Genomic DNA, 20985 nt, shown 5'->3' with positions numbered 1-20985 from the left:
ATTATCAAAGCAGCAAGCACTTAGTCGCTATGAACGTTTTTAGCCACGAATTGCTGTACGGTAGACAGTTCATTAGGTAACACAGTGAACTGCTCTTCACGCTCAAACAGATCGGCCATATGATCTGGCAACTGCGGAGATTCCAACCCGGCTTTCAATACAGCCTCTGGAAACTTCACCGGATGAGCCGTTGAAAGTACGATCATCGGCACACTGGCATCACGATTACATTCACGCCCTGCAGCCACACCAATAGCGGTATGTGGATCCAGCAGATAGCCGGTTTCCTTCGCTACTGTTTCGATCACTTTACAGGTTGCTTCATCGTCGCAAGCATAGCTATCGAAGAGCTCACGCACTTTTTCCCAACGCGGCTGATCTAACTGAACTGACTGAGTTTTAAACTTAGCCATCAGGTCGCTAATTGCAGCCCCATCACGCCCGTAGACATCAAACAGCAGTCGCTCAAAGTTTGAGGACACCATAATATCCATCGATGGAGACAGCGTGTGAACCAGCTCACCCTTGCTCATATCGTTGCCGGAGATTACCCGGTGCAGGATATCGTTTTTGTTAGTCGCAACCACCAGCTGACTGATAGGCAGGCCCATCTGCTTCGCCAGATAACCCGCAAATATGTCACCGAAGTTTCCTGTCGGAACTGAGAACGCCACTTCACGATGAGGACCACCCACCGCTAGAGAAGCTGAGAAGTAGTAAACGATCTGGGACATAATACGCGCCCAGTTGATCGAGTTTACGGCACCCAGCTTACGGCCACCCAGGAAATCCTGATTAGCAAAGCTGTCCTTTACCATCTCCTGACAATCGTCGAAGTTACCTTCCAGCGCTACATTGAACACATTATCTTCGATAATGGTGGTCATCTGCTTACGCTGCACTTCAGATACACGGTTGTATGGATGCAGGATAAAGATATCCAGGTGATCGCTGTGACGACAACCTTCAATGGCAGCTGAACCGGTATCGCCGGAAGTAGCCCCCATAATAACCAGACGCTCCTGACGCTTGGTCAGAGCATAATCCATCAAACGACCCAGCAGCTGCAATGCAAAATCTTTAAACGCCAGAGTAGGCCCGTGGAATAATTCCAACACCCATTCATTAGTGCCTAATTCTTTCAGTGGAGCAACGGCGCTATGATTAAACCCAGCATAGGTCTCATCAATCATCTGTTTAAGATCGGCATCTTCCACACAGTCATCAACAAACGGCTTAATAATCTTATACGCCAATTCGTTATATGGCAGTCCGATCCAGGAAGCAATCTCTTCTTTACTGAAAGTCGGCAGGACTTCCGGCACGTAGAGACCACCATCACTGGCCAGACCCGCCAGCAGTACTTCTTCAAAATTCAGGACAGGGGCATCGCCCCGGGTAGAGATATATTTCACTGTCTAAATTCCTGCTATTCCGGTTCCTTACAGATGTTCAACGCGGATACGGGTAACCGCCTCATTAACATCAGCCAGCGCTTCGATCTTAGCGATCGCTTCATTCATCTGCTTCTCCTGAACATCCTGAGTCAGGATGATTACAGGCACTTGCTCTTCATGGGTCTCTTTCTGAATGATCGCATCGATGCTGATCTCAGACTCACTCAGGATAGAGGTCACCATCGCCAGCACGCCCGGGCGTTCATTCACTGTCAGACGCAGGTAGTACGCGCTGGTAACTTCATCAACCGGTAAAATCGGCAAAGCCGACAGACTGCCCGGCTGGAACGCCAAATGTGGAACCCGGTTATCCCGGTCAGCCGTCAGTGTACGCACTACATCAACAATATCCGCTACCACAGCAGACGCTGTCGGTTCAGCACCAGCACCCGCTCCGTAATACATAGTCTGACCCACAGCATCGCCGTCAACCAGTACTGCATTCATCACACCATGAACATTCGCCAGCAGTGCCTTTTCTGGAATCATGGTTGGGTGTACGCGCAACTCGATACCCTTTTCGGTACGGCGACTAATACCCAGATGCTTAATCCGGTAACCCAGCTCTTCTGCAAACTGCACATCGTCAGCCGTAATATTGCTGATACCTTCGGTATAAGCCTTATCAAATTGCAGGGGAACACCAAAGGCAATCGATGCCAGAATCGTCAGTTTATGCGCCGCATCGATACCCTCGACATCAAAGGTAGGATCCGCTTCGGCATAACCCAGCGCCTGCGCTTCAGCCAGAACATCAGCGAAGTCACGACCTTTATCGCGCATCTCCGTCAGAATGAAGTTACCGGTACCATTGATGATACCCGCCAGCCAGTTAATCCTGTTAGCTGACAAACCTTCACGCATCGCTTTGATGATCGGAATACCACCGGCAACCGACGCTTCAAACGCAACCATAACGTTCTTTTTCTGGGCCGCTTCAAAAATTTCGTTTCCGTGCACGGCGATTAACGCTTTATTAGCGGTGACGACATGCTTGCCATGTTCAATAGCGGTCATCACTAGCTCTAGCGCTATATCGTAGCCGCCAATCAGCTCAACAACGACATCGATCTCAGGATTGCGAGCAATCTCGAAAATATCCGCTGTAATATGGGTACCCCGGGTGTCGCAATCAGGATTTTCACGACGGGCGCCAATCGCTTCAACAACGATACTACGACCCGCACGACGGGAGATCTCTTCAGCGTTGCGTTTCAGTACATTAAACGTACCACCACCAACGGTGCCAAGACCACAGATACCAACTTTTACAGGTTTCAAACCATTACCTCGCGCTATTACTTTGCTATTCGAGCGGCAGACATTACTGCGGTTAAAAAATAGGCACGCATTATAGCGAATATAAGACATAAGCTCTACGCAGCACCCTACCTTACCGCAAAAAAGTTTATGCATAAAAAAAGGGGAGCTTATAGCCCCCCTTCTAAATTACAAAATCTCAGTTAACAACACCCAACATTTTCGCCAGCTGAGCAGCAGGCATATAGCCCGGCACCAGACTACCGTCCTGAAGCACCAGCGCGGGAGTACCAGTAACACCCATCTGCTGCCCCAATTTGTACTGACTCATAACCGGGCTGTTCTCACAGCTAAGCGAGGGAACAGACTGGCCAGCTTTAGACCGAGTCATTAACGCCGCCCGCTCAGACTCATCAGCACACCAGATAGAATTCATCACCCGCTCAGTTTTAGAACCCGCTCCTGCACGCGGAAAAGCCAGATATCGAACTTCGATTCCGAGCTCATTGATCTGCGCGACCTCTTTATGCAGCTTGCGACAGTAAAAACAGTCGGTATCAGTAAACACTGTCATATGAGCCTTAGTCTCACCTTTCGCGGGGAAGATAACCATATCTTTAGCATCGACTGAAGCCAACTGCTCAATCCGGCCAGACTTTTTACCTTCTTCGGTAAGGTTCATTAACTTTCCGTCCGACTGAACCTTGTACACCTCACCGACAATAAAATGACTGCCTGTTTCATTCGTATACAGTAACTCACCACTAGCCAATGTTACTTCATAAAGACCTGGAAACTGTGCATCGGCGATAGCAACGATAGGCACCTGACTACTTAGCGCACTCAAAGAAGAGCGTATAGCCGACTCTTTAGACTCATCCGCTGAAACATTAAAACTCAGCAGCACCATAGCCACTATCGACATCATTATTTTTTGCATAATTCCCTCAAATATTCGAATCGCCTTTCAAAGCTCTGCCTGTAAGACGCTAAAACAGCAGCATAGTTTCCAGCCTAACGACGAAAACTGAAAATAACCTGAAAATCAGCCCCGTGGGTGATGCTTCTGATGCAGCGATTGTAAACGATGTTTAGCCACATGCGTATAGATCTGAGTGGTCGACAGGTCACTATGACCCAGCAACAACTGCACCACTCTTAAATCAGCCCCATGATTCAAAAGATGAGTAGCAAACGCGTGTCGCAGCACATGAGGTGACGGCAACTGATCAATGCCAGCAGTTAGACCATGACGCTTAATCCGATACCAAAAGGTCTGGCGGGTCATTTGCTGACCACGACGACTAGGAAAGACAACCTCATTCTCTGAGTTATCAATCAGTCCGGGGCGCGCTTCTTTCAGATAACGCAACAACCAATTTGCAGCCTCATCACCCAAAGGAACCAACCGCTCTTTATCCCCCTTACCCACAACCCTGAGAACACCTTGACGAAGGTTAACTTGCGATAACTGCAGCCCCACCAACTCACTCACCCGCAAACCGGACGAGTAAAGCATTTCCAGCATCGCTCTATCCCGAAAACCAAGAACATCATCCACGTCAGGCGCATTAAGCAGGGCCTCAACATCAGCCTCACTGAGACTCTTGGGCAACGGTCGTCCACGCTTCGGACTTTCAACCTGCAAGGTAGGGTCTTCACTCAACATCCCCTCCCTTAACAGGTAGCGAAAAAAACCGCGCAGACAAGAGAGCAATCTGGCTGTGGAACTGGCTTTCATTCGCTGACGTACGCGCCAATTAAGGTAGCTGAGCAGATTGGTTCGACTGGATTCAAGCAAGAATTGCTTTTGACTGTTTAGCCAGCAAGCGTAGATAGAGAGATCCCGGCGATATGAGCCCAGGGTATTTTTACTTAACCCCTTTTCAAGCCAGAGCGCATCCAAAAATTGTTCAATGAGTTCAGAATCACGAGGAGAAGGATGCTCTGCAGTTACCCGGGCATCGGTTTGAATTTCGCTGTTCACTCAGAGGGTATCCATCAAAGGAGCCGTATTACTTTAATACTTTCAGCCCGGAAATCTTTGTTTTATTGATAGGATAGCTAGCACTACCCTGAGCTACATGCTCATCAACATAGATAATATCACCCTTTACTCGCTTAAGCGTGCCCTCCACTTTGCGCCCAAAATAGGTTTCTAGCTTTACCCAGCTGCCAACATATTGCCCGATCTGCTCATGACGGATCGACTGATAGGTTTTTTCATGCACAGTTTTCGGAGCTACCTGCCCACCCCTCACCGCCCGTCGAATCGCTTCCCGGGTAGCCTGACGGCGCGCTTCTTCATCCGCAGTACGGCCCTGAGCATCTCGTTTGTCGACAATTTTTTTGTCGTCGTCCGCGCTTACGGCTTTTGTACCGGCGCCCAGCAGAAAAAACAGAGAGCATATACCGACCAAAAATCTCTTCATAGCCCCCCATCCACAACCCATCACCTATTTACTACAGTACCCTGACAGCAACCAAAACTAAACAGGCTCAACAATATTCCTTTTATTTTAGTGCGGGATTAATTTTCATGCGAATTTCAGACAATAAAAAAGGCGACCGAAGTCGCCTTTTATACTCAAAGTGAGCTAAATAATTACTTAGCCAACTTCTCTTTAATACGTGCAGACTTACCACTACGCTCACGCAAGTAGTACAGCTTAGCCTGGCGCACGTCACCGCGACGCTTAACTTCAATGCTGTCTACAGTAGACGCGAAAGTTTGGAAAGTACGCTCAACACCAACACCGTGAGAGATTTTACGTACAGTGAACGCAGAGTTAACGCCACGGTTACGCTTACCAATCACAACGCCTTCGAAAGCCTGCAAACGCTTACGCTCGCCTTCGACTACTTTTACCTGAACAATAACGGTGTCACCCGGTGCAAATTCTGGTACTTCTTTATTCATCTGTTCAGCTTCGATCTGCTGAATGATAGAGTTTTTGCTGCTCATCGCTCGCTCCTAAATACTAACCCTGAGACGCTTCGGCCTCACGGATAAATTCGTTTAACAATGTTTGCTGCTCTTTATCTAACCTAAGGTCATCCAGCAGGTCCGGGCGCCGTTTCCAGGTTCGTCCCAGTTGCTGTTTCAGACGCCAGCGTCTGATAGCCTCATGATTACCGCTAAGCAACACATCAGGTACGGACATTTCGTCAAGTTCTTCCGGTCGGGTGAAGTGAGGACAATCTAGCAGCCCATCACAAAAGGAATCTTCCGTCGCTGAATCCTGATGCCCTAAAACACCGGGAACCAGTCTGGATACCGCATCGATCATCACCATTGCTGGTAACTCGCCGCCGCTGAGGACAAAATCACCCAACGACCACTCTTCATCGATTTCAGTCTCCACCAGACGCTCATCAATACCTTCATAGCGTCCTGCGACCAGAATTAACCGCTCACAAGCGGCCAGTTCCTTCACACCAGAATGATCAAGCCGGCGCCCCTGCGGTGAAAGATAGATCACTCTAGTCTTATCGCCTGCAGTTTGTTTTGCTGCATGGATCGCGTCCCGCAGCGGCTGCACCTTCATCAACATTCCAGGACCACCGCCATAAGGGCGATCATCCACCGTTCGGTGTTTATCCTTTGTGAACTCCCTAGGGTTCCAGCACTGCACATCTAGCAAGCCGTTGCGCACTGCCCTCCCGGTTACGCCGTTGCGAGTTATCGCTTCAAACATCTCCGGAAAAAGGGTAACAACACCGATCCACACCGGTTAAAACTCCGGATCCCAATCGACCCGTATCGTACCTTCTTCAAGGTTTATCTCTTTAATCACCTGATCCGGTAGATAGGGGATCAACCGCTCTTTGCGATCAACACTGCCTTCCTGACCTTTCACCACCAGCACATCATTTGCACCGGTCGCAATCAGATGACTCACCTTACCCAGCTTCACGCCGGACTCGGTTAATACTTCAAGCTTCTCCAGCTGACTCCAGTAAAAATCACCTTCGCCCAGAGCTGGTAACAGGCTACTTTCTATCGCGATATCCATGCCACAATACTGGCGTGCTACATCACGATCATCAACACCTGCAAGCTTAGCTACCAGTCCCTTACCATGTTTTTTGCCTTCGCTAATCTTAACCGGCTGCCACTGACCATTTAATTTCAGTAGCCATGGTGAGTAATCCAGAATACGGTCCATCGGCTCGGTATGGGAGTAAATCTTCACCCAACCTTTAACGCCGTAGATCGTCGTGATCCGCCCTACAGTTGTAATCTCGTCTGACGTTAATCCACTCATCTTAATACCCGACTGATCGCTTAATAACGTTTACTTAGCGTCTTTAATCAGCTTAGCAACGCGATCAGACATCTGAGCGCCTTTAGCTACCCAGTAATCAACACGTTCCTGATTAACACGCAGACGCTCTTCCTGACCTTTAGCCAGAGGGTTGAACAGGCCAACACGCTCAATAAAACGACCATCACGCGGATTACGAGAATCAGCTACAGTCAAATGATAGAAAGGACGCTTTTTAGCGCCGCCACGAGAAAGACGAATAGTTACCATACGTTTGGTCCCTTTATTAAGTGAGTTTTGATATCACCCACAGTTCACAGATTCCAGTCCCGTTCCGACCACTTTATTAAAGAGATCGACGCAGACTGCACCTAATCATAAAAACAGGGCGCAAATTCTACGTGAATCTGCCCCCCTTGGAAAGTCTTTTGGTTATTTATTAAACGCCGACACTACATCCGCGGGAAACCACCGGGGCCGCCTGGACCACCCATACCGCCGGGCATCATACCCTTCATGCCGCGCATCATTTTGGCCATACCGCCCTTCGATGAAAACTTCTTCATCATTTTAGCCATCTGCTTATGCTGCTTCAGTAAGCGGTTTACATCCTGAATCTGTGTACCCGACCCCATCGCAATACGCTTTTTGCGCGAACCAGAAATAACATCCGGACGCTTACGCTCATGGGGAGTCATCGAGTTTATAATCGATTCGAACTGTTTAAAGCCCTTTTCCGCATTTGATAAGTTAGCCCCCTGCATCGCCTGGCCCATCTGGCCCATGCCTGGCATCTTATCCATCAACGAAGACATACCGCCCATGTTGCTCATCTGCTGCAACTGGTCGCGGAAATCTTCCAGATCAAAGCCTTTGCCTTTCTGGAACTTCTTCGCCAGTCGCTCAGCTTTATCTTTGTCGACTTTTTGTTCGACTTCCTCGATCAGGGAGAGAACATCACCCATACCCAAAATCCGGGAAGCAACCCGGTCAGGGTGGAAAGGTTCAAGAGCATCGACTTTCTCGCCTACACCCAGGAACTTGATCGGCTTACCGGTAATATGACGAACAGATAGCGCGGCACCACCACGGGCATCACCATCGGTCTTAGTCAGTACCACACCCGTTAGAGGCAGCACATCATTGAATGCTTTGGCCGTATTGGCAGCATCCTGACCGGTCATGGCATCAACCACAAACAGTGTTTCGACCGGGTTGATCGCTGCGTGCAACGCTTTGATCTCATCCATCATATCGGTATCGACATGCAGACGACCGGCGGTATCGACAATCAGAACATCGAAATGCTTAACTTTGGCGTGATTAATCGCCGCATTAACGATATCGATCGGCTTTTGCTCAATAGAAGAGGGAAAGAAATCCACCTCAACTTCTGCCGCCAGAGTTTCCAGCTGCTTAATCGCCGCAGGACGATAGACGTCGGCAGAAACCACCAGCACTTTCTTCTTTTCCCGCTGGCGCAGAAAAAGGGACAGCTTAGCAACAGAGGTCGTTTTACCCGCACCCTGAAGACCCGCCATCATCACAACGGCAGGTGGCTGAGCGGCCAGGTTGAGCGCCTCATTGGCCTCACCCATGACCTTTTCCAGTTCCTGCTGGACGATCTTAACGAACACCTGTCCAGGACTCAGGCTCTTGCTAACCTCAGTTCCTACAGCGCGTTCTTTAACACTGCTAATAAATATTTTAACGACTGGCAGCGCCACGTCAGCTTCAAGCAGCGCCATGCGTACTTCACGCAAGGTGCCTTGAATATTGTCTTCGGTCAGCTTCGCCTGACCCGTGACCGATTTAAGCGTTTTCGCCAGACGATCCGTCAGATTCTCAAACATAGTTACGCCTTGAGGGGTTATTCCGATACTGCTTAAGTCAGAAGCCGCTATTGAATCAGCTCTTGGGCAGCAAAATAAAGAGAGCCATTATACAGCAGCAGCGCCCTATAGGAACCTGATTAAACAGGAACTGGTTATCTATTACCCAATCGCATAGCTGACCTCTGTCAAATAGCCCCGTATCAACATTTCATCAACGGCATATTTATGACACACTTAGCGCCAGCTAAAGAAGGAGCGAACAAGTCCCTTCCCTTATTTCTATGGATCTGATGAGCTAACCGCTGATGCAAACTCTGCCCACACTAATCGCTATTCTCTGTTATCTAACCGCTGCCTCCCTGCAGTGGCAGACGATTAGCGGCCGCAGCATTAACAGACAGGTCATCAGACTGATAGCATTGGTTGCCATTATTGCTCACAGCTATGCAGTCTATCTCGATCTACACCACCCCGGCGGTATCCATCTAGGCTTTTTCAGTATTGGCTCACTAATAGGCTGGCTGGTCGCCACACTGGTACTACTGAGCTCGCTGCGACAGAGAATCGACAACCTGTTTATCGGCATTCTCCCCCTGGCTGCATTAGCCCTGCTATTCACCCTGTTCGGAATAGACACTAATATAGCCAAGCAGTACGACAGCGGCCTTGTTATCCATATACTGCTCTCCATTCTGGCTTACAGCATCTTCACTCTGGCGACTTTTCAGGCAGTACTGCTGGCCAAGCAGGACTATCATTTAAAGCATCACATGACCAAAGGCCTGTTGCGTTCACTCCCTCCATTACAGACGATGGAAGCACTACTATTTGAGATGATCTGGACCGGACTTATCCTACTGACACTCTCGCTAGTGAGTGGCGCGCTGGTATTCGAGGATCTGTTTGCTCAGCATCTGGTACATAAAACCGTTCTCTCAATTCTAGCCTGGTTGCTCTACGCTACCCTGTTAATAGGTCGCCACTTCCTGGGCTGGCGCAGCCACAAAGCGATCCGCTGGACGGTTGGTGGGTTTATCGTGTTAATGCTTTCATTCTTCGGCAGTAAGTTTGTTGTCGAACTATTAATGTAAGCTCTCAGCATATCCAGAACGCAGTGTTAACTAAGTATGCTTGACAGTTTCTGGGCTTAGCCCGACAATGGCGTTCCAACCAGCTATTGAAGGTTAAACGTCTTGGAAGGCGCATCGATCGAGTCCCTATTGGGACTGCTTGTATTTCTTATTTTCTGTTCCGCATTTTTCTCCAGTTCTGAGACCGGCATGATGTCTCTTAACCGTTATCGGTTAAGGCATATGGTCAAAAACAGACACCGGGGAGCCATTAAAGCCAACAAGCTTCTAAAACGCCCTGACCGACTCATCGGCGTGATCCTCATCGGCAATAACTTCGTCAACATTCTTGCTTCAGCGATAGCCACCATCATCGCCGTTGATTTATGGGGCGAAGACGGCATATTCATCGCCACCGCAGGACTCACCCTGGTCATTCTGATTTTTGCCGAAGTCTCGCCTAAGACGATTGCAGCTCTATACCCGGAAAAGATCGCCTTCCCGGCGGCCTATATTCTTCAACCGCTGTTAAAACTACTCTATCCACTGGTATGGACCGTCAATCTCATCACCAATAGTTTGCTTAAGCTGATCGGCATTAAAATGACACCGGGGGAACATCACCACCTGAGTACAGAAGAACTTCGCACACTGGTAAATGAGTCTGGCGCTGTGCTTCAACAACGCAACCAATCCATGTTGCTGGGTGTATTAGAACTGGATGATGTCACCGTCAACGACATCATGATTCCTCGTAACGAGGTATTGGGAATCGATCTGGATCACGATCTTGACCTAATCATCGAACAATTAAGCACCACCTCCCATACCCGTATGCCTGTTTATCGGGGAGAACTGAATAAAGTGGTGGGCATACTCCATATGCGCAACCTGGCTCAGGTATTCAGGCAAGATGCCGTGACCAAAGCCGCTATTCTTCAGGTTATTCACGAACCTTACTTTGTACCTGAAAGTACTCCGCTACAAACTCAACTGCTGAACTTTCAGAAAGAGAGTCGTAGAATCGCTTTAGTGGTTGATGAGTATGGTGATATTCAGGGTGTAGTGACCCTGGAAGATATTCTCGAAGAGATCGTCGGCGAGATGTCCATCAGCGGTAAAGAAGATAACCAAGATATCTATCCACAGGGGGATGGCAGCTACTTTATCGACGGCACGGCCAATATCCGTGATGTAAATAAATCCCTGGACTGGGACCTGCCCACCGACGGACCTAAAACTATCAACGGGCTGGTGATGGAAATCATAGAAGCCATTCCAGACGCCAATGTGTGTTTACTGATCGATAATTACCGGATAGAAACACTGCAGGTAAGCGACAATTTGATAAAGACAATCCGGGCTACCCGGCTGAGACGCGACAGCGATGAGGAAGATGAGGATTAATCCCTCCCTCATGCTTCAAAGCTGTTCCGCTACTTCAATTTAGCTTTCACACTATTAATTTTATCGTCCATGGACTGATCCCGATCAGTCCGGGTACCGATGCGCATGCTGCTACTGATCCGCACAGCCCCCATGCTATGGACTACTTCATGGCAGCGTTTCACAGCGGCAAAAACCGTATCCCAGTCACCCTCTACATTAGTGCCATACGCATGCATCTGATGCTCCAGACCAGATTCCTGCAGCACTCGCTGACAGGCAGTTACATGCTCAGACACTGAGGTCCCCACACCAATAGGGATCACACAGAGATCGATCATTACTCTCATATCAACCTCCGCTTCTGGCACTAAGATCATCCTCTTCACGCTGTCGAATCAACGCCCAGACGACCTTCTTCTCATCTTCAGACAAGACACCCCACTCCGCTATCTCCATGCCAGAACGACGGCAGGCAACGCAAAGATCTTTTTCATCCAGCGCACAGACTCCTATACAGGGCGAACGAACTGGACGGGGCTCAGTAGTTTCGTTATTCATAATTCAGATCTTAATCCTGCTGCTGTAATTCTGACCGATAGCGGCGCATGTTCTCGACGTAATGTGCGGCATTTTCTAACAAGCCCTGTTGCTGCTCTTCACTCAGTGAGCGCTTTACTTTCGCAGGAGAGCCAACCACTAGCGAACCGTCGGGAATCACCATTCCCTCAGGCACCAGAGCGTTCGCGCCAATCAGACAACCTTTACCGATTTTTGCTCCATTGAGCACCACCGCACCAATCCCAACAAGGGAGCCATCACCGATCTCACAGCCGTGTAACATCGCCAGATGCCCAACGGTTACATCACGCCCCACCGTCAGTTTATAGCCCGGGTCCGTATGCAACACCGAGCCATCCTGAATATTGGAACGTTCGCCGATGGTAATCAGGTCATTATCTCCGCGGATAACTGCGTTAAACCAAATACTGGCCTGATTATGCACCTCAACGGAGCCTATCAGGGTGGCATTATGAGCGATGTAATGCTCTTCGCCCAACAAGCTGATCTGACGACCACTAATAGAAAACAACATAATTACCTGCACTCCTTAACGATACTTTTTAGCGGTGCTCTTTAACCGAACTCGTTGGCAGTACGTGTTAACTGTACTCTGGTCGATTTTTTATCGGAATCTCAGCATCAAACCCCACATTCAGTAACTCTACCAACATGTAGGCGGTCAGCCCCCAGATGATATCGCCCTCATACATATAAGCCGGTACATAGTGAGTCTTACCTCTAAAAGGAATCGCATCGGTATGATGAGGCGGTTTCTCCAGAAAAAAACTCAGAGGTACCCGATGAATCCGGTCCAGTTCATCTAAATTCGGCGTCAGGACAACATCGTAGGGAATGATTCCCACATAGGGAGTCACCTGAAGCTTATGTTTCGACAACACTGCCCCCAGTGGGCCGATGACGTTTACATCTGTAGGTTTGAGATCAACCTCTTCCTCCGCCTCACGCAAGGCGGTATAAAGCAGATCAGGATCGGTATCATCCCGCTTACCACCAGGAAAGGCTATCTCACCGCTATGGGTATTCAGATGCCCTGCTCGACGCGTCAGTATAACTTCCGGACCAGCAGGATTATCTGTCAACGCAATCAATACGCCTGCTTCCGGCCCACTCCGGCTAAGTGTCCGGGGAGCATATAGATCTAGACGTTGTTTAAGCCTATCAAACATATGGTTTTTTTCAGTCGCTAATATTAATCCATCATACCTTTCAGCTAGCCTAAAGTTTAGTACTGCCTTATTCACCTATAAATGAAAGAGCATTTCAGCCTGATAAACAGAGCGATTATTTGAGCTTACAGGGGCTTTTGCTTTACAGTTAAGACAGTACACTGTCCGTTATTCTTTTGATCGCCCCCTTCAACTGGGAGATCTTTGTTTAGGCAGTGATTATAAGCCAGAGCAGATATTTGAAGGACATAAGATGAATTTCTGTAATCAGTGCGGATCAGCGGTTCGACTGGAAGTACCGGAAGGCGATAACCGGCCACGTCACATCTGTAATAACTGTAGTTTTATTCACTATGTTAATCCGAAAGTCATTGCCGGCTGCCTGCCCGTTTATGAAGGCAAAGTCTTGCTGTGCAAACGGGCCATTGAGCCTCGCATAGGCTTCTGGACACTCCCGGCCGGCTACATGGAAAACGGTGAATCTACCCAAAATGCAGCAACCAGAGAAACACGGGAAGAAGCCAATGCGCGGGTGAGCCAACTTGAACTCTATACCCTCACTTCACTTGTTCCGGTCAGTCAGGTTCAACTGATCTACCTGGCACAACTTGATGATCTGGATTTTTCCGCAGGCGATGAAACAGAAGATGTTCAACTTTTTGCAGAAGAGGATATTCCCTGGGACGACTTAGCCTTTCAGACCATCAGAAATGCGCTAAGATTTTATTTTGAAGATCGCAAAAAAGGCGTTTTCCCGATGCGCCACATTGACCTTGAAACGCCACCTAGGCAATATGTGGACAAATCTGATCTGAATAATTAACAAGGAATCTAACTAATGGATAACAAGCTCGTTTTGATCATCTTGGCTATTTTACTGCCGCCGATCGCCGTATTTATGAAAGCCGGTGCCGGCCTTCAACTAGTGATCAATATTGTGCTCTGCCTGTTTTTCTACATTCCTGGCATTATTCACGCGCTCTGGCTGGCGTTAAAATAACCACTCCTGTATAAGGCGTTACTTGAAGCCTTATATAAAACTAAAAAGCGGCCCACAAGGCCGCTTTTTTTGTTAAATACACCTACCCGGTGTCCATAAGAGAACCACTATGACCCTGTTAATTACCACCTGGATTAAGTTTTTTATCCTCTTTGCACCCTTTTTTGTAGTGTCGATGTTTCTTTCACTAACTCGTGGCGACACCCCGGCAGAACGGAAAAGCACTGCCAATAAAGCAGTCCTCGCTGCAGCATGCGCGTCTCTTATTCTGTTTTTCTTTGGTTCACCTCTGTTTGAATTACTGGGAATTACTATCGATTCTTTTCGTATCGGTGCGGGAATACTGCTATTTCTCTCAGCTATCAGTCTGGTTAAGGAAGGGGTGCGTACCAATGCTCAGGTGCCTGGAGATACAAGGGAGGATATCTCGGTTGTTCCTTTGGCCATCCCTACCATAATAGGCCCTGCAACCATCGGTGCGATTCTGGTATACGGTTCCGAACTTCATGGGGTTGAGATGATTTTAGGACTCAGCGGCATGTTCCTCGCGTTGATCTGCCTGTTAATCCTACTCCATGCCGCAACACGACTGGAACGCTTGCTGGGCAATACCGGCCTGAACATTCTGAGTAAGATCACCGGCCTGATTCTGGCAGCGATGGCCTCACAGATTGTCCTGACCGGCATCACCGGTTTTATGGCGGGCATTACGCACTGAGCGTTATTGCAGCATCTTTCTACAGTCCACCCAGAGCCCCGCTATCAGGGGCTCCACGCATCTTACCCCAGTGATACCCAGACTTAATCCACAGGCATATCCACAGATATTGTGACTAGTTTCCAGCAAAAATAACTGGCTATTTAATAACCTGGCTAGATTTAACACAGCGCATTATAATACTTATATTTCAAAGACTTAATTGATTAGCAAAGTGGTTACGCATACTTAATCAACAGAGTTATGCACAGAAATTGTTCATAACCATAAGTAGTTATGAACACGGTTAAAAATCAGCCAGCTGCCAGATATCATAAGCGACCTCTTCATAGGGATGAGCCTGCTTCAACGCCCTTACCGCTGCACGAATAAGGTCGTCCTCACACACCAATTCAACCTTCCACTCCTCAATCCTCTCAAGGCTACCCTGACTGCCTATATGAGGGTTACTGCCAGCTAAAGGCCGGAACTGACCCAGACCTTTAATCTGCCAGCAGCAACAGTCATAATCGCCTATCTTGCCTGCACCAACATTAAACAGCGCTTGCTTTACAGGCTCCAGATCAGCTTCCGGAACAAAGAACGCTAACTTATACATTTCAGCCCCCTATCTAAACCCAATAAAAAACGGCCGATGATTTCTCATCGGCCGCTTAGTTCAAACCCAGATTCAGCTTACAGCTCTTCAATCTGTCGACGAAGATCTGCCACCTTACGCGTGACTACCGCTTCCAGATGCTCAAGCTCATCCAGCAGATGCTCTTTCTTATCTTTTACAGTCTTCTCTTCTAAAACAAGTTTCTCCAACTCGCCAATAGCGCGGAGAAAATACGGTGAAGGTTCGGTACTGGCACGATAAGGAACCAACCCCCCCTCCACAGATACATTGGTATGCTTTCGCTTAAACTTAAATTTCTTACTCTTGGCCATCCACTCGCCATGATGACGATGCAGGTATACCTTCAGCACATCGACATCGTTTTCTGTGCGAGTCGTAAATTTTACAATATCATGTGGGTCGTCGAACCCCATCTCTGTCAGGGTTTGAAATTTCTTAGCTGACATTCCATATTCTCCGTAGGCCATTCACTGTAATCCCATTGAATATAGATGAAAAACTATAAAATGGGAGTCAAACATAGTCCCATAATGGGATATTTTTAAAATAGCTCACTAAACAGGGATAAAAAAACCGCCTGAGGGCGGTTTTAATCAGATCCTGCCAGGGCTTGGGTTAGTCACGTAAACTTAATACATCCTGCATATCGTACAACCCTTTATCTTTTCCAGCTAACCATCCAGCAGCACGTACTGCACCCTTGGCAAACGTCATCCGGGAACTGGCCTTATGGGTAATCTCAATTCGTTCACCTTCAGTGGCGAACAGCACCGTATGGTCACCCACAACATCACCAGCACGCACCGTTACAAAACCGATTTCCTCTTTAGTACGGGCACCAATCTGACCCTCACGGCCATACACAGCACACTGGCGCAGATCGCGACCCAACGCACCAGCAACAGCCTCACCCATACTCAGCGCAGTACCAGAAGGTGAATCTACTTTATGATGATGGTGTGTCTCAATAATCTCAACATCGTAATCATCGCCCAGCGCTTGTGCAGCTTGAGCCAGAAGCTTGAAACATAGATTTACGCCAACACTCATATTAGAAGCAAAGACGACTGGCATCTTCCCACCAAAACTAGTGAGTTCCGCTCGTTCAGCTTCACTCAGACCCGTAGTACCGATCACCATAGCTTTACCATGCTCGGCACACAAAGCCAGATTACTCAACGTCGCTTTTGGTGCAGTAAAATCGATCAGAACATCGAAGTCATCCATCACTTCACTCAGGGACCCAACAATTGCCACACCCAGCTTGCCAACGCCCGCTACCTCACCGGCATCGGCACCGATCAGACTACTGGCAGACTCCACAATCGCAGCCCCCAGCTTAACGCCATCAGCTGCCTGAATGGCTTCAATATTAGTTTTACCCATACGCCCGGCGGCGCCGGTTACTGCTATTCTGATCATTCTTTATTCCTGTTTGCTTCAGGGCCGTGTATCCAGCTCTGAATCTAGATCTTATTATTTCTTTCGACTGACACTCTGATCCATATCGAATGCAGGCATTTCACAGCCCGGACGGCCAACAATTTTCGCGGGCACACCGACGACGGTGGTATGCGGCGGAACATCTTCTAAAACAACCGAACCACCACCGATTTTAGCGCCTGCGCCGACTTCAATATTACCGAAGATTTTCGCACCCGCAGCGATCATCACACCTTCACGAATTTTCGGGTGACGATCTCCGCTCTCCTTACCCGTACCACCTAAAGTGACCGACTGAAGAATAGAGACATCATTCTCTATAACACAGGTTTCACCCACAACAATGCCTGTCGCGTGATCAAACATCACCCCACAACCGATCTGAGCCGCCGGATGAATGTCCACCTGAAACACTTCACTGACACGACTTTGCAGATAGAGCGCCATCGATTGACGTCCCTGTTTCCACATCCAGTGAGCGATACGATACGCCTGCAGGGCATGAAAGCCTTTCAGATAAAGCAGTACAGTTGTAAAAGTAGCTACAGCAGGGTCACGGGTGCGTACCGCACTGATATCTTTACAGATACATTTAAGAATATCCGGATCGCCGCCCAATGCTGTTTCAATCAGCTCACGCAGGGTAATAGCTGCCATTACTTCATCAGACAGCTTGTTAGCCAAAAGGTAGCTGACTGCCTCACAGAGACTCTTATGCTGGATAATCGTACTGTGGAGAAAACTCGCCAGAAAAGGTTCTCTGGATATCTCTTCCTGAGCTTCCTGTTGAATCAGTTGCCATAACTCTTCCGGGTGAGTGGGAAATTCACTCATGCAAGACTCCTAAAAGTCAAAAGGGCTGCTGAGCAGCCCTTTAGGGATATTAGGTCATATCCTCAAAAAATTTCTTAACGCTATCGAAGAAACCATGTTTCTTAGGCGCATGATGTTTTTGACGTTCATCCATCGCCGTCTGAAACTCTCTCAGCAGCTCTTTCTGTTTGCCACTCAGATTCACAGGCGTTTCAATAGTAACCCGTACCAACAGATCACCAACCGCACCACCACGAACAGGCTTAATACCCTTGCCACGTAAGCGGAAAAGTTTACCCGTCTGCGTTTCTGCCGGAATTTTCAGCTTAACTCGAGACTCAAGGGTCGGAACTTCAAGCTCGCCACCTAAAGCCGCATCGATAAAGCTAATCGGCACCTCACAATAAAGATGTTTGCCATCCCGTTCGAAAATTGCGTGATCACGCACGTTAACCTGAACAAAAAGGTCTCCGGATGGGCCACCATGGCCGCCCGCTTCTCCTTCACCGGAGAGACGAATACGATCACCGGTATCAACACCCGCTGGGATCTTAACCGACAATTTCTTGGTTTGCTGCTTACGGCCCTGACCGTGACAGCTGCCACAAGGATCAGAAACTACCTGGCCTTCGCCATGACAGGCTGGACAGGTTTGTTGCACAGAGAAGAAACCCTGCTGCATCCGTACCTGACCCACGCCGCCACAAGTACCACAAGTTTTGGCACTCGTACCGGGTTTAGCACCGCTACCATCACAGACATCACAGCCTACCAGAGTCGGTACAGTGATAGTTTTTTCACAACCACGTACCGCTTCTTCGAGACTCAGATCCATCGTATAACGCAGATCAGCGCCACGTTGTACATGACTGCGACGACCGCCGCCATGGCCCTGCTGGCCGAAAATATCACCGAACACGTCGCCGAAGATATCGCCGAAGCCACCTGCGCCAGCACCATGACCGCCGCCCATACCTTGTTGATCAACACCGGCATGGCCATACTGGTCATAAGCGGCTTTTTTCTGATTATCAGAAAGAATTTCGTAGGCTTCGCTTACTTCCTTGAACGCCTCATCAGCCTCTTTATCGTCAGGATTACGGTCCGGGTGATGCTTCATCGCCATACGGCGATAAGCTTTTTTAATATCCCGATCAGACGCGTCTCTTGCAACGTCTAACACATCGTAAAAATCTCTCTTCGACATAATCTGTTTCGCAATCCGGTTAGCTGGTTTTGTTGCTAATAATTAGCTGACAATAAAAACGCGACAACGCGGGACCGGCCCGCGCTATCGTTTATAACGTTAAAAAGCTAAGATCGACTTACTTCTTTTCGTCGTCTTTAACTTCTTCAAACTCTGCATCAACAGCGTCATCAGCAGGTTCTGCTTGAGCTTGTTCAGCGCCTTCGGCACCTCCAGCCTGTGCAGCTTCAGCTTCAGCGTACATCTTCTGAGCCAGACCAGAGATCGCTTCAGTCAAAGCAGCGGTCTTAGTATCGATCACTTCTTTGTCGTCGCCCTTCAGCACTTCTTCCAGCTCTTCAACCGCAGCGTTGATCGCAGTTTTCTCTTCTTCAGTCGCCTTATCACCGGCATCTTCCAAAGTCTTCTTCGCAGAATGGATCATCGCATCACCCTGGTTACGGGCCTGGCTGATCTCTTCAAACTTCTTATCCGCTTCAGCGTTAGCTTCAGCATCCTGAATCATCTGCTCGACTTCTTCATCGCTCAAGCCGGAAGAGGCTTTGATGATAATAGACTGCTCTTTACCTGTCGCTTTATCTTTAGCACCAACATGCAGGATACCGTTCGCATCAATATCGAAAGTTACTTCGATCTGAGGCATGCCACGAGGTGAAGGTGGGATATCAGCCAGATCGAAACGACCCAGAGACTTGTTACCCGAAGCTTGCTTACGCTCACCCTGAACAACGTGAATAGTTACCGCAGTCTGATTGTCGTCTGCAGTTGAGAACACCTGAGACTTCTTAGTTGGGATAGTCGTGTTCTTATCGATAACCGGAGTCGCAACGCCACCCATAGTTTCGATACCCAGGCTCAGAGGTGTTACGTCCAGCAGCAATACGTCTTTAACGTCGCCAGCCAGTACCGCACCCTGAATTGATGCACCCACTGCAACCGCTTCATCTGGGTTAACATCTTTACGAGCTTCTTTACCGAAGAATTCAGTAACGCTAGCCTGTACCAGTGGCATACGGGTCTGACCGCCTACCAAAATCACTTCATCAATTTCAGAAACAGACAGTTCAGCATCTTTCAGCGCGATACGGCAAGGGTCCATAGAACGCTTAACCAGATCTTCAACCAGAGATTCAAGCTTGGCACGACTGATCTTAACGTTCAGGTGCTTAGGGCCGCTTGCATCAGCAGTGATGTATGGCAGGTTCACGTCGGTAGACTGCGTAGAAGAAAGCTCAACTTTCGCTTTCTCAGCACCCTCTTTCAGACGCTGTAGCGCCAGTGGGTCATTGTGCAGATCAATACCGGTTTCTTTCTTAAACTCAGCTGCCAGATACTCGATCAGACGTAAATCAAAGTCTTCACCACCCAGGAAAGTGTCACCATTGGTTGCCAGCACTTCAAACTGGTGCTCGCCATCAACTTCAGCGATTTCAATGATAGAGATATCGAAAGTACCGCCACCCAGGTCGTATACAGCGATAGTTTTATCACCTTTGGACTTGTCCATACCGTAAGCCAGTGCCGCAGCGGTTGGCTCGTTGATAATACGCTTAACAGTAAGGCCAGCAATCTGACCGGCATCTTTAGTTGCCTGACGCTGAGAATCGTTAAAGTAAGCAGGAACAGTGATTACTGCCTCAGTTACTTCTTCGCCCAGATAATCTTCTGCAGTTTTCTTCATCTTCTTCAGAATCTCTGCAGAGATCTGTGGAGCTGCCATCTTATTATCGTTTACCTGAACCCAGGCATCGCCATTGTCAGCTTCAACGATTTTATAAGGTACCATTTTGATATCTTTCTGAACCACGTCGTCTTTAAAACGACGACCGATCAGACGCTTGATCGCAAACAGGGTATTGGTCGGGTTAGTGACCGCCTGACGTTTAGCCGGCTGACCAACCAGAATCTCACCATCAGCAGCATATGCGATGATAGAAGGGGTGGTGCGATCACCCTCTGCATTCTCAATAACGCGTGGCTTATCGCCATCCAGTACTGCAACACATGAGTTAGTCGTACCCAGGTCAATACCAATAATTCTACCCATTTCAATCACTCCCGTATTTCTGCGCCCGTTATGACGGGCTAAATTCTTTTCTAACTTGCTAGCTATATTGGTGCGGTTTTTGAAGTTTCAAGACCCTGCAACCAACTTAGT

General features: G+C 48.5%; 25 protein-coding genes. 5 read left to right on the top strand and 20 right to left on the bottom strand.

Annotation, left to right across the window (positions count from 1 at the left end; translation table 11 throughout):
• Window positions 1-20: 20 nt before the first annotated feature.
• The 10 genes from thrC to ffh all read right to left on the bottom strand — a co-directional run bounded on the left by thrC (window position 21) and on the right by ffh (window position 8838).
• The gene (thrC, locus tag QZZ54_RS02360) at window positions 21-1415 is read right to left on the bottom strand and encodes a threonine synthase (RefSeq protein ID WP_290698015.1); all 1395 of its coding nucleotides are present in this window, start codon (window positions 1413-1415) and stop codon (window positions 21-23) included.
• Between the two features lie 27 nt (window positions 1416-1442).
• Window positions 1443-2738 (bottom strand): homoserine dehydrogenase, encoded by a 1296-nt coding sequence (locus QZZ54_RS02355; protein WP_290698003.1) that lies wholly within the window; start codon window positions 2736-2738, stop codon window positions 1443-1445.
• Window positions 2739-2916: 178 nt separating this feature from the next.
• Complete coding sequence (locus QZZ54_RS02350; protein ID WP_290698001.1) at window positions 2917-3657, bottom strand: DsbC family protein; 741 nt, start codon at window positions 3655-3657, stop codon at window positions 2917-2919.
• Between the two features lie 105 nt (window positions 3658-3762).
• On the bottom strand, window positions 3763-4692 hold the full coding sequence (gene xerD / locus QZZ54_RS02345) for a site-specific tyrosine recombinase XerD (RefSeq protein WP_366644935.1): 930 nt from the start codon (window positions 4690-4692) through the stop codon (window positions 3763-3765).
• A 40-nt stretch (window positions 4693-4732) separates the two neighbouring features.
• Complete coding sequence (locus QZZ54_RS02340) at window positions 4733-5149, bottom strand: hypothetical protein (RefSeq protein WP_290697997.1); 417 nt, start codon at window positions 5147-5149, stop codon at window positions 4733-4735.
• Between the two features lie 173 nt (window positions 5150-5322).
• On the bottom strand, window positions 5323-5682 hold the full coding sequence (gene rplS, locus QZZ54_RS02335; RefSeq protein WP_019620840.1) for a 50S ribosomal protein L19: 360 nt from the start codon (window positions 5680-5682) through the stop codon (window positions 5323-5325).
• Between the two features lie 16 nt (window positions 5683-5698).
• Window positions 5699-6448, bottom strand: a complete 750-nt coding sequence (trmD, locus tag QZZ54_RS02330) for a tRNA (guanosine(37)-N1)-methyltransferase TrmD (RefSeq protein WP_290697993.1) — start codon at window positions 6446-6448, stop codon at window positions 5699-5701.
• Window positions 6449-6451: 3 nt separating this feature from the next.
• Window positions 6452-6985, bottom strand: coding sequence for a ribosome maturation factor RimM (rimM, locus tag QZZ54_RS02325; RefSeq protein ID WP_290697991.1), 534 nt, complete (start codon window positions 6983-6985; stop codon window positions 6452-6454).
• A 30-nt stretch (window positions 6986-7015) separates the two neighbouring features.
• Window positions 7016-7255 (bottom strand): 30S ribosomal protein S16, encoded by a 240-nt coding sequence (gene rpsP, locus QZZ54_RS02320; protein ID WP_290697989.1) that lies wholly within the window; start codon window positions 7253-7255, stop codon window positions 7016-7018.
• Window positions 7256-7437: 182 nt separating this feature from the next.
• Entirely contained in the window at window positions 7438-8838 is a 1401-nt protein-coding gene (gene ffh, locus QZZ54_RS02315) for a signal recognition particle protein (protein ID WP_290697987.1), read from the bottom strand.
• A gap of 287 nt (window positions 8839-9125) precedes the next feature.
• On the opposite strand from ffh, the gene ccsA reads away from it, so the two are divergent.
• Window positions 9126-9911, top strand: coding sequence for a cytochrome c biogenesis protein CcsA (ccsA, locus tag QZZ54_RS02310; protein WP_290697985.1), 786 nt, complete (start codon window positions 9126-9128; stop codon window positions 9909-9911).
• Window positions 9912-10013: 102 nt separating this feature from the next.
• Window positions 10014-11297 (top strand): HlyC/CorC family transporter, encoded by a 1284-nt coding sequence (locus QZZ54_RS02305; RefSeq protein ID WP_290697983.1) that lies wholly within the window; start codon window positions 10014-10016, stop codon window positions 11295-11297.
• A 29-nt stretch (window positions 11298-11326) separates the two neighbouring features.
• On the opposite strand, the gene QZZ54_RS02300 is transcribed toward QZZ54_RS02305, so the two are convergent.
• The 4 genes from QZZ54_RS02300 to QZZ54_RS02285 form a co-directional block, all read right to left on the bottom strand.
• Window positions 11327-11626 carry an MTH1187 family thiamine-binding protein gene (locus QZZ54_RS02300; RefSeq protein WP_290697981.1) on the bottom strand — a complete coding sequence of 100 codons (300 nt, stop codon included), beginning with the start codon at window positions 11624-11626 and terminating at the stop codon, window positions 11327-11329.
• Between the two features lies 1 nt (window position 11627).
• The gene (locus tag QZZ54_RS02295) at window positions 11628-11837 is read right to left on the bottom strand and encodes a DUF1289 domain-containing protein (protein ID WP_290697978.1); all 210 of its coding nucleotides are present in this window, start codon (window positions 11835-11837) and stop codon (window positions 11628-11630) included.
• Window positions 11838-11847: 10 nt separating this feature from the next.
• Complete coding sequence (locus QZZ54_RS02290) at window positions 11848-12372, bottom strand: gamma carbonic anhydrase family protein (protein ID WP_290697976.1); 525 nt, start codon at window positions 12370-12372, stop codon at window positions 11848-11850.
• A gap of 67 nt (window positions 12373-12439) precedes the next feature.
• On the bottom strand, window positions 12440-13027 hold the full coding sequence (locus tag QZZ54_RS02285) for a CoA pyrophosphatase (protein WP_290697974.1): 588 nt from the start codon (window positions 13025-13027) through the stop codon (window positions 12440-12442).
• Window positions 13028-13280: 253 nt separating this feature from the next.
• Here QZZ54_RS02285 and QZZ54_RS02280 point away from each other — a divergent pair, with 253 nt between their 5' ends.
• From QZZ54_RS02280 to QZZ54_RS02270, 3 genes are all read left to right on the top strand, one after another.
• The gene (locus QZZ54_RS02280; RefSeq protein ID WP_290697972.1) at window positions 13281-13850 is read left to right on the top strand and encodes an NUDIX hydrolase; all 570 of its coding nucleotides are present in this window, start codon (window positions 13281-13283) and stop codon (window positions 13848-13850) included.
• Between the two features lie 15 nt (window positions 13851-13865).
• Window positions 13866-14027: a YqaE/Pmp3 family membrane protein gene (locus QZZ54_RS02275; RefSeq protein WP_290697970.1), complete on the top strand. Its 162-nt coding sequence runs from the start codon at window positions 13866-13868 to the stop codon at window positions 14025-14027.
• A 109-nt stretch (window positions 14028-14136) separates the two neighbouring features.
• Window positions 14137-14745, top strand: a complete 609-nt coding sequence (locus tag QZZ54_RS02270; RefSeq protein ID WP_290697968.1) for a MarC family protein — start codon at window positions 14137-14139, stop codon at window positions 14743-14745.
• Window positions 14746-15031: 286 nt separating this feature from the next.
• Here the strand turns inward: QZZ54_RS02270 and QZZ54_RS02265 are convergent, their stop codons facing one another.
• The 6 genes from QZZ54_RS02265 to dnaK all read right to left on the bottom strand — a co-directional run bounded on the left by QZZ54_RS02265 (window position 15032) and on the right by dnaK (window position 20874).
• Entirely contained in the window at window positions 15032-15343 is a 312-nt protein-coding gene (locus tag QZZ54_RS02265; protein WP_290697966.1) for a YqfO family protein, read from the bottom strand.
• A 77-nt stretch (window positions 15344-15420) separates the two neighbouring features.
• Window positions 15421-15810 (bottom strand): DUF3461 family protein, encoded by a 390-nt coding sequence (locus tag QZZ54_RS02260; protein ID WP_290697964.1) that lies wholly within the window; start codon window positions 15808-15810, stop codon window positions 15421-15423.
• A 169-nt stretch (window positions 15811-15979) separates the two neighbouring features.
• Window positions 15980-16786, bottom strand: a complete 807-nt coding sequence (gene dapB / locus QZZ54_RS02255; RefSeq protein ID WP_290697962.1) for a 4-hydroxy-tetrahydrodipicolinate reductase — start codon at window positions 16784-16786, stop codon at window positions 15980-15982.
• 54 nt (window positions 16787-16840) lie between these two features.
• Window positions 16841-17641, bottom strand: a complete 801-nt coding sequence (gene cysE / locus QZZ54_RS02250; RefSeq protein WP_290697960.1) for a serine O-acetyltransferase — start codon at window positions 17639-17641, stop codon at window positions 16841-16843.
• Window positions 17642-17690: 49 nt separating this feature from the next.
• Window positions 17691-18827 (bottom strand): molecular chaperone DnaJ, encoded by a 1137-nt coding sequence (dnaJ, locus tag QZZ54_RS02245; protein WP_290697957.1) that lies wholly within the window; start codon window positions 18825-18827, stop codon window positions 17691-17693.
• A gap of 118 nt (window positions 18828-18945) precedes the next feature.
• Window positions 18946-20874, bottom strand: a complete 1929-nt coding sequence (gene dnaK, locus QZZ54_RS02240) for a molecular chaperone DnaK (RefSeq protein WP_290697954.1) — start codon at window positions 20872-20874, stop codon at window positions 18946-18948.
• Between the last annotated feature and the right edge of the window lie 111 nt (window positions 20875-20985).

The sequence above is a fragment of the Amphritea sp. genome (assembly GCF_016744155.1).
In the GTDB taxonomy this organism is placed as follows: domain Bacteria; phylum Pseudomonadota; class Gammaproteobacteria; order Pseudomonadales; family Balneatricaceae; genus Amphritea.
The sequence above is the reverse complement of the archived record's forward strand: the minus strand, read 5'-3'. Positions and strand labels throughout refer to the sequence as shown.

What these genes read in the sequence shown, in the direction of transcription:
- QZZ54_RS02270 (WP_290697968.1), top strand. Translation starts at nt 14,137, where the DNA reads ATGACCCTGTTAATTACCACCTGGATTAAGTTTTTTATCCTCTTTGCA.
- QZZ54_RS02295 (WP_290697978.1), bottom strand. Translation starts at nt 11,837, where the DNA reads ATGAATAACGAAACTACTGAGCCCCGTCCAGTTCGTTCGCCCTGTATA.
- QZZ54_RS02300 (WP_290697981.1), bottom strand. Translation starts at nt 11,626, where the DNA reads ATGAGAGTAATGATCGATCTCTGTGTGATCCCTATTGGTGTGGGGACC.
- QZZ54_RS02340 (WP_290697997.1), bottom strand. Translation starts at nt 5,149, where the DNA reads ATGAAGAGATTTTTGGTCGGTATATGCTCTCTGTTTTTTCTGCTGGGC.
- QZZ54_RS02280 (WP_290697972.1), top strand. Translation starts at nt 13,281, where the DNA reads ATGAATTTCTGTAATCAGTGCGGATCAGCGGTTCGACTGGAAGTACCG.
- QZZ54_RS02260 (WP_290697964.1), bottom strand. Translation starts at nt 15,810, where the DNA reads ATGTCAGCTAAGAAATTTCAAACCCTGACAGAGATGGGGTTCGACGAC.
- dnaK (WP_290697954.1), bottom strand. Translation starts at nt 20,874, where the DNA reads ATGGGTAGAATTATTGGTATTGACCTGGGTACGACTAACTCATGTGTT.
- rpsP (WP_290697989.1), bottom strand. Translation starts at nt 7,255, where the DNA reads ATGGTAACTATTCGTCTTTCTCGTGGCGGCGCTAAAAAGCGTCCTTTC.
- rimM (WP_290697991.1), bottom strand. Translation starts at nt 6,985, where the DNA reads ATGAGTGGATTAACGTCAGACGAGATTACAACTGTAGGGCGGATCACG.
- ccsA (WP_290697985.1), top strand. Translation starts at nt 9,126, where the DNA reads ATGCAAACTCTGCCCACACTAATCGCTATTCTCTGTTATCTAACCGCT.
- QZZ54_RS02275 (WP_290697970.1), top strand. Translation starts at nt 13,866, where the DNA reads ATGGATAACAAGCTCGTTTTGATCATCTTGGCTATTTTACTGCCGCCG.
- QZZ54_RS02350 (WP_290698001.1), bottom strand. Translation starts at nt 3,657, where the DNA reads ATGCAAAAAATAATGATGTCGATAGTGGCTATGGTGCTGCTGAGTTTT.
- QZZ54_RS02285 (WP_290697974.1), bottom strand. Translation starts at nt 13,027, where the DNA reads ATGTTTGATAGGCTTAAACAACGTCTAGATCTATATGCTCCCCGGACA.
- ffh (WP_290697987.1), bottom strand. Translation starts at nt 8,838, where the DNA reads ATGTTTGAGAATCTGACGGATCGTCTGGCGAAAACGCTTAAATCGGTC.
- QZZ54_RS02290 (WP_290697976.1), bottom strand. Translation starts at nt 12,372, where the DNA reads ATGTTGTTTTCTATTAGTGGTCGTCAGATCAGCTTGTTGGGCGAAGAG.
- dapB (WP_290697962.1), bottom strand. Translation starts at nt 16,786, where the DNA reads ATGATCAGAATAGCAGTAACCGGCGCCGCCGGGCGTATGGGTAAAACT.
- cysE (WP_290697960.1), bottom strand. Translation starts at nt 17,641, where the DNA reads ATGAGTGAATTTCCCACTCACCCGGAAGAGTTATGGCAACTGATTCAA.
- QZZ54_RS02265 (WP_290697966.1), bottom strand. Translation starts at nt 15,343, where the DNA reads ATGTATAAGTTAGCGTTCTTTGTTCCGGAAGCTGATCTGGAGCCTGTA.
- rplS (WP_019620840.1), bottom strand. Translation starts at nt 5,682, where the DNA reads ATGAGCAGCAAAAACTCTATCATTCAGCAGATCGAAGCTGAACAGATG.
- dnaJ (WP_290697957.1), bottom strand. Translation starts at nt 18,827, where the DNA reads ATGTCGAAGAGAGATTTTTACGATGTGTTAGACGTTGCAAGAGACGCG.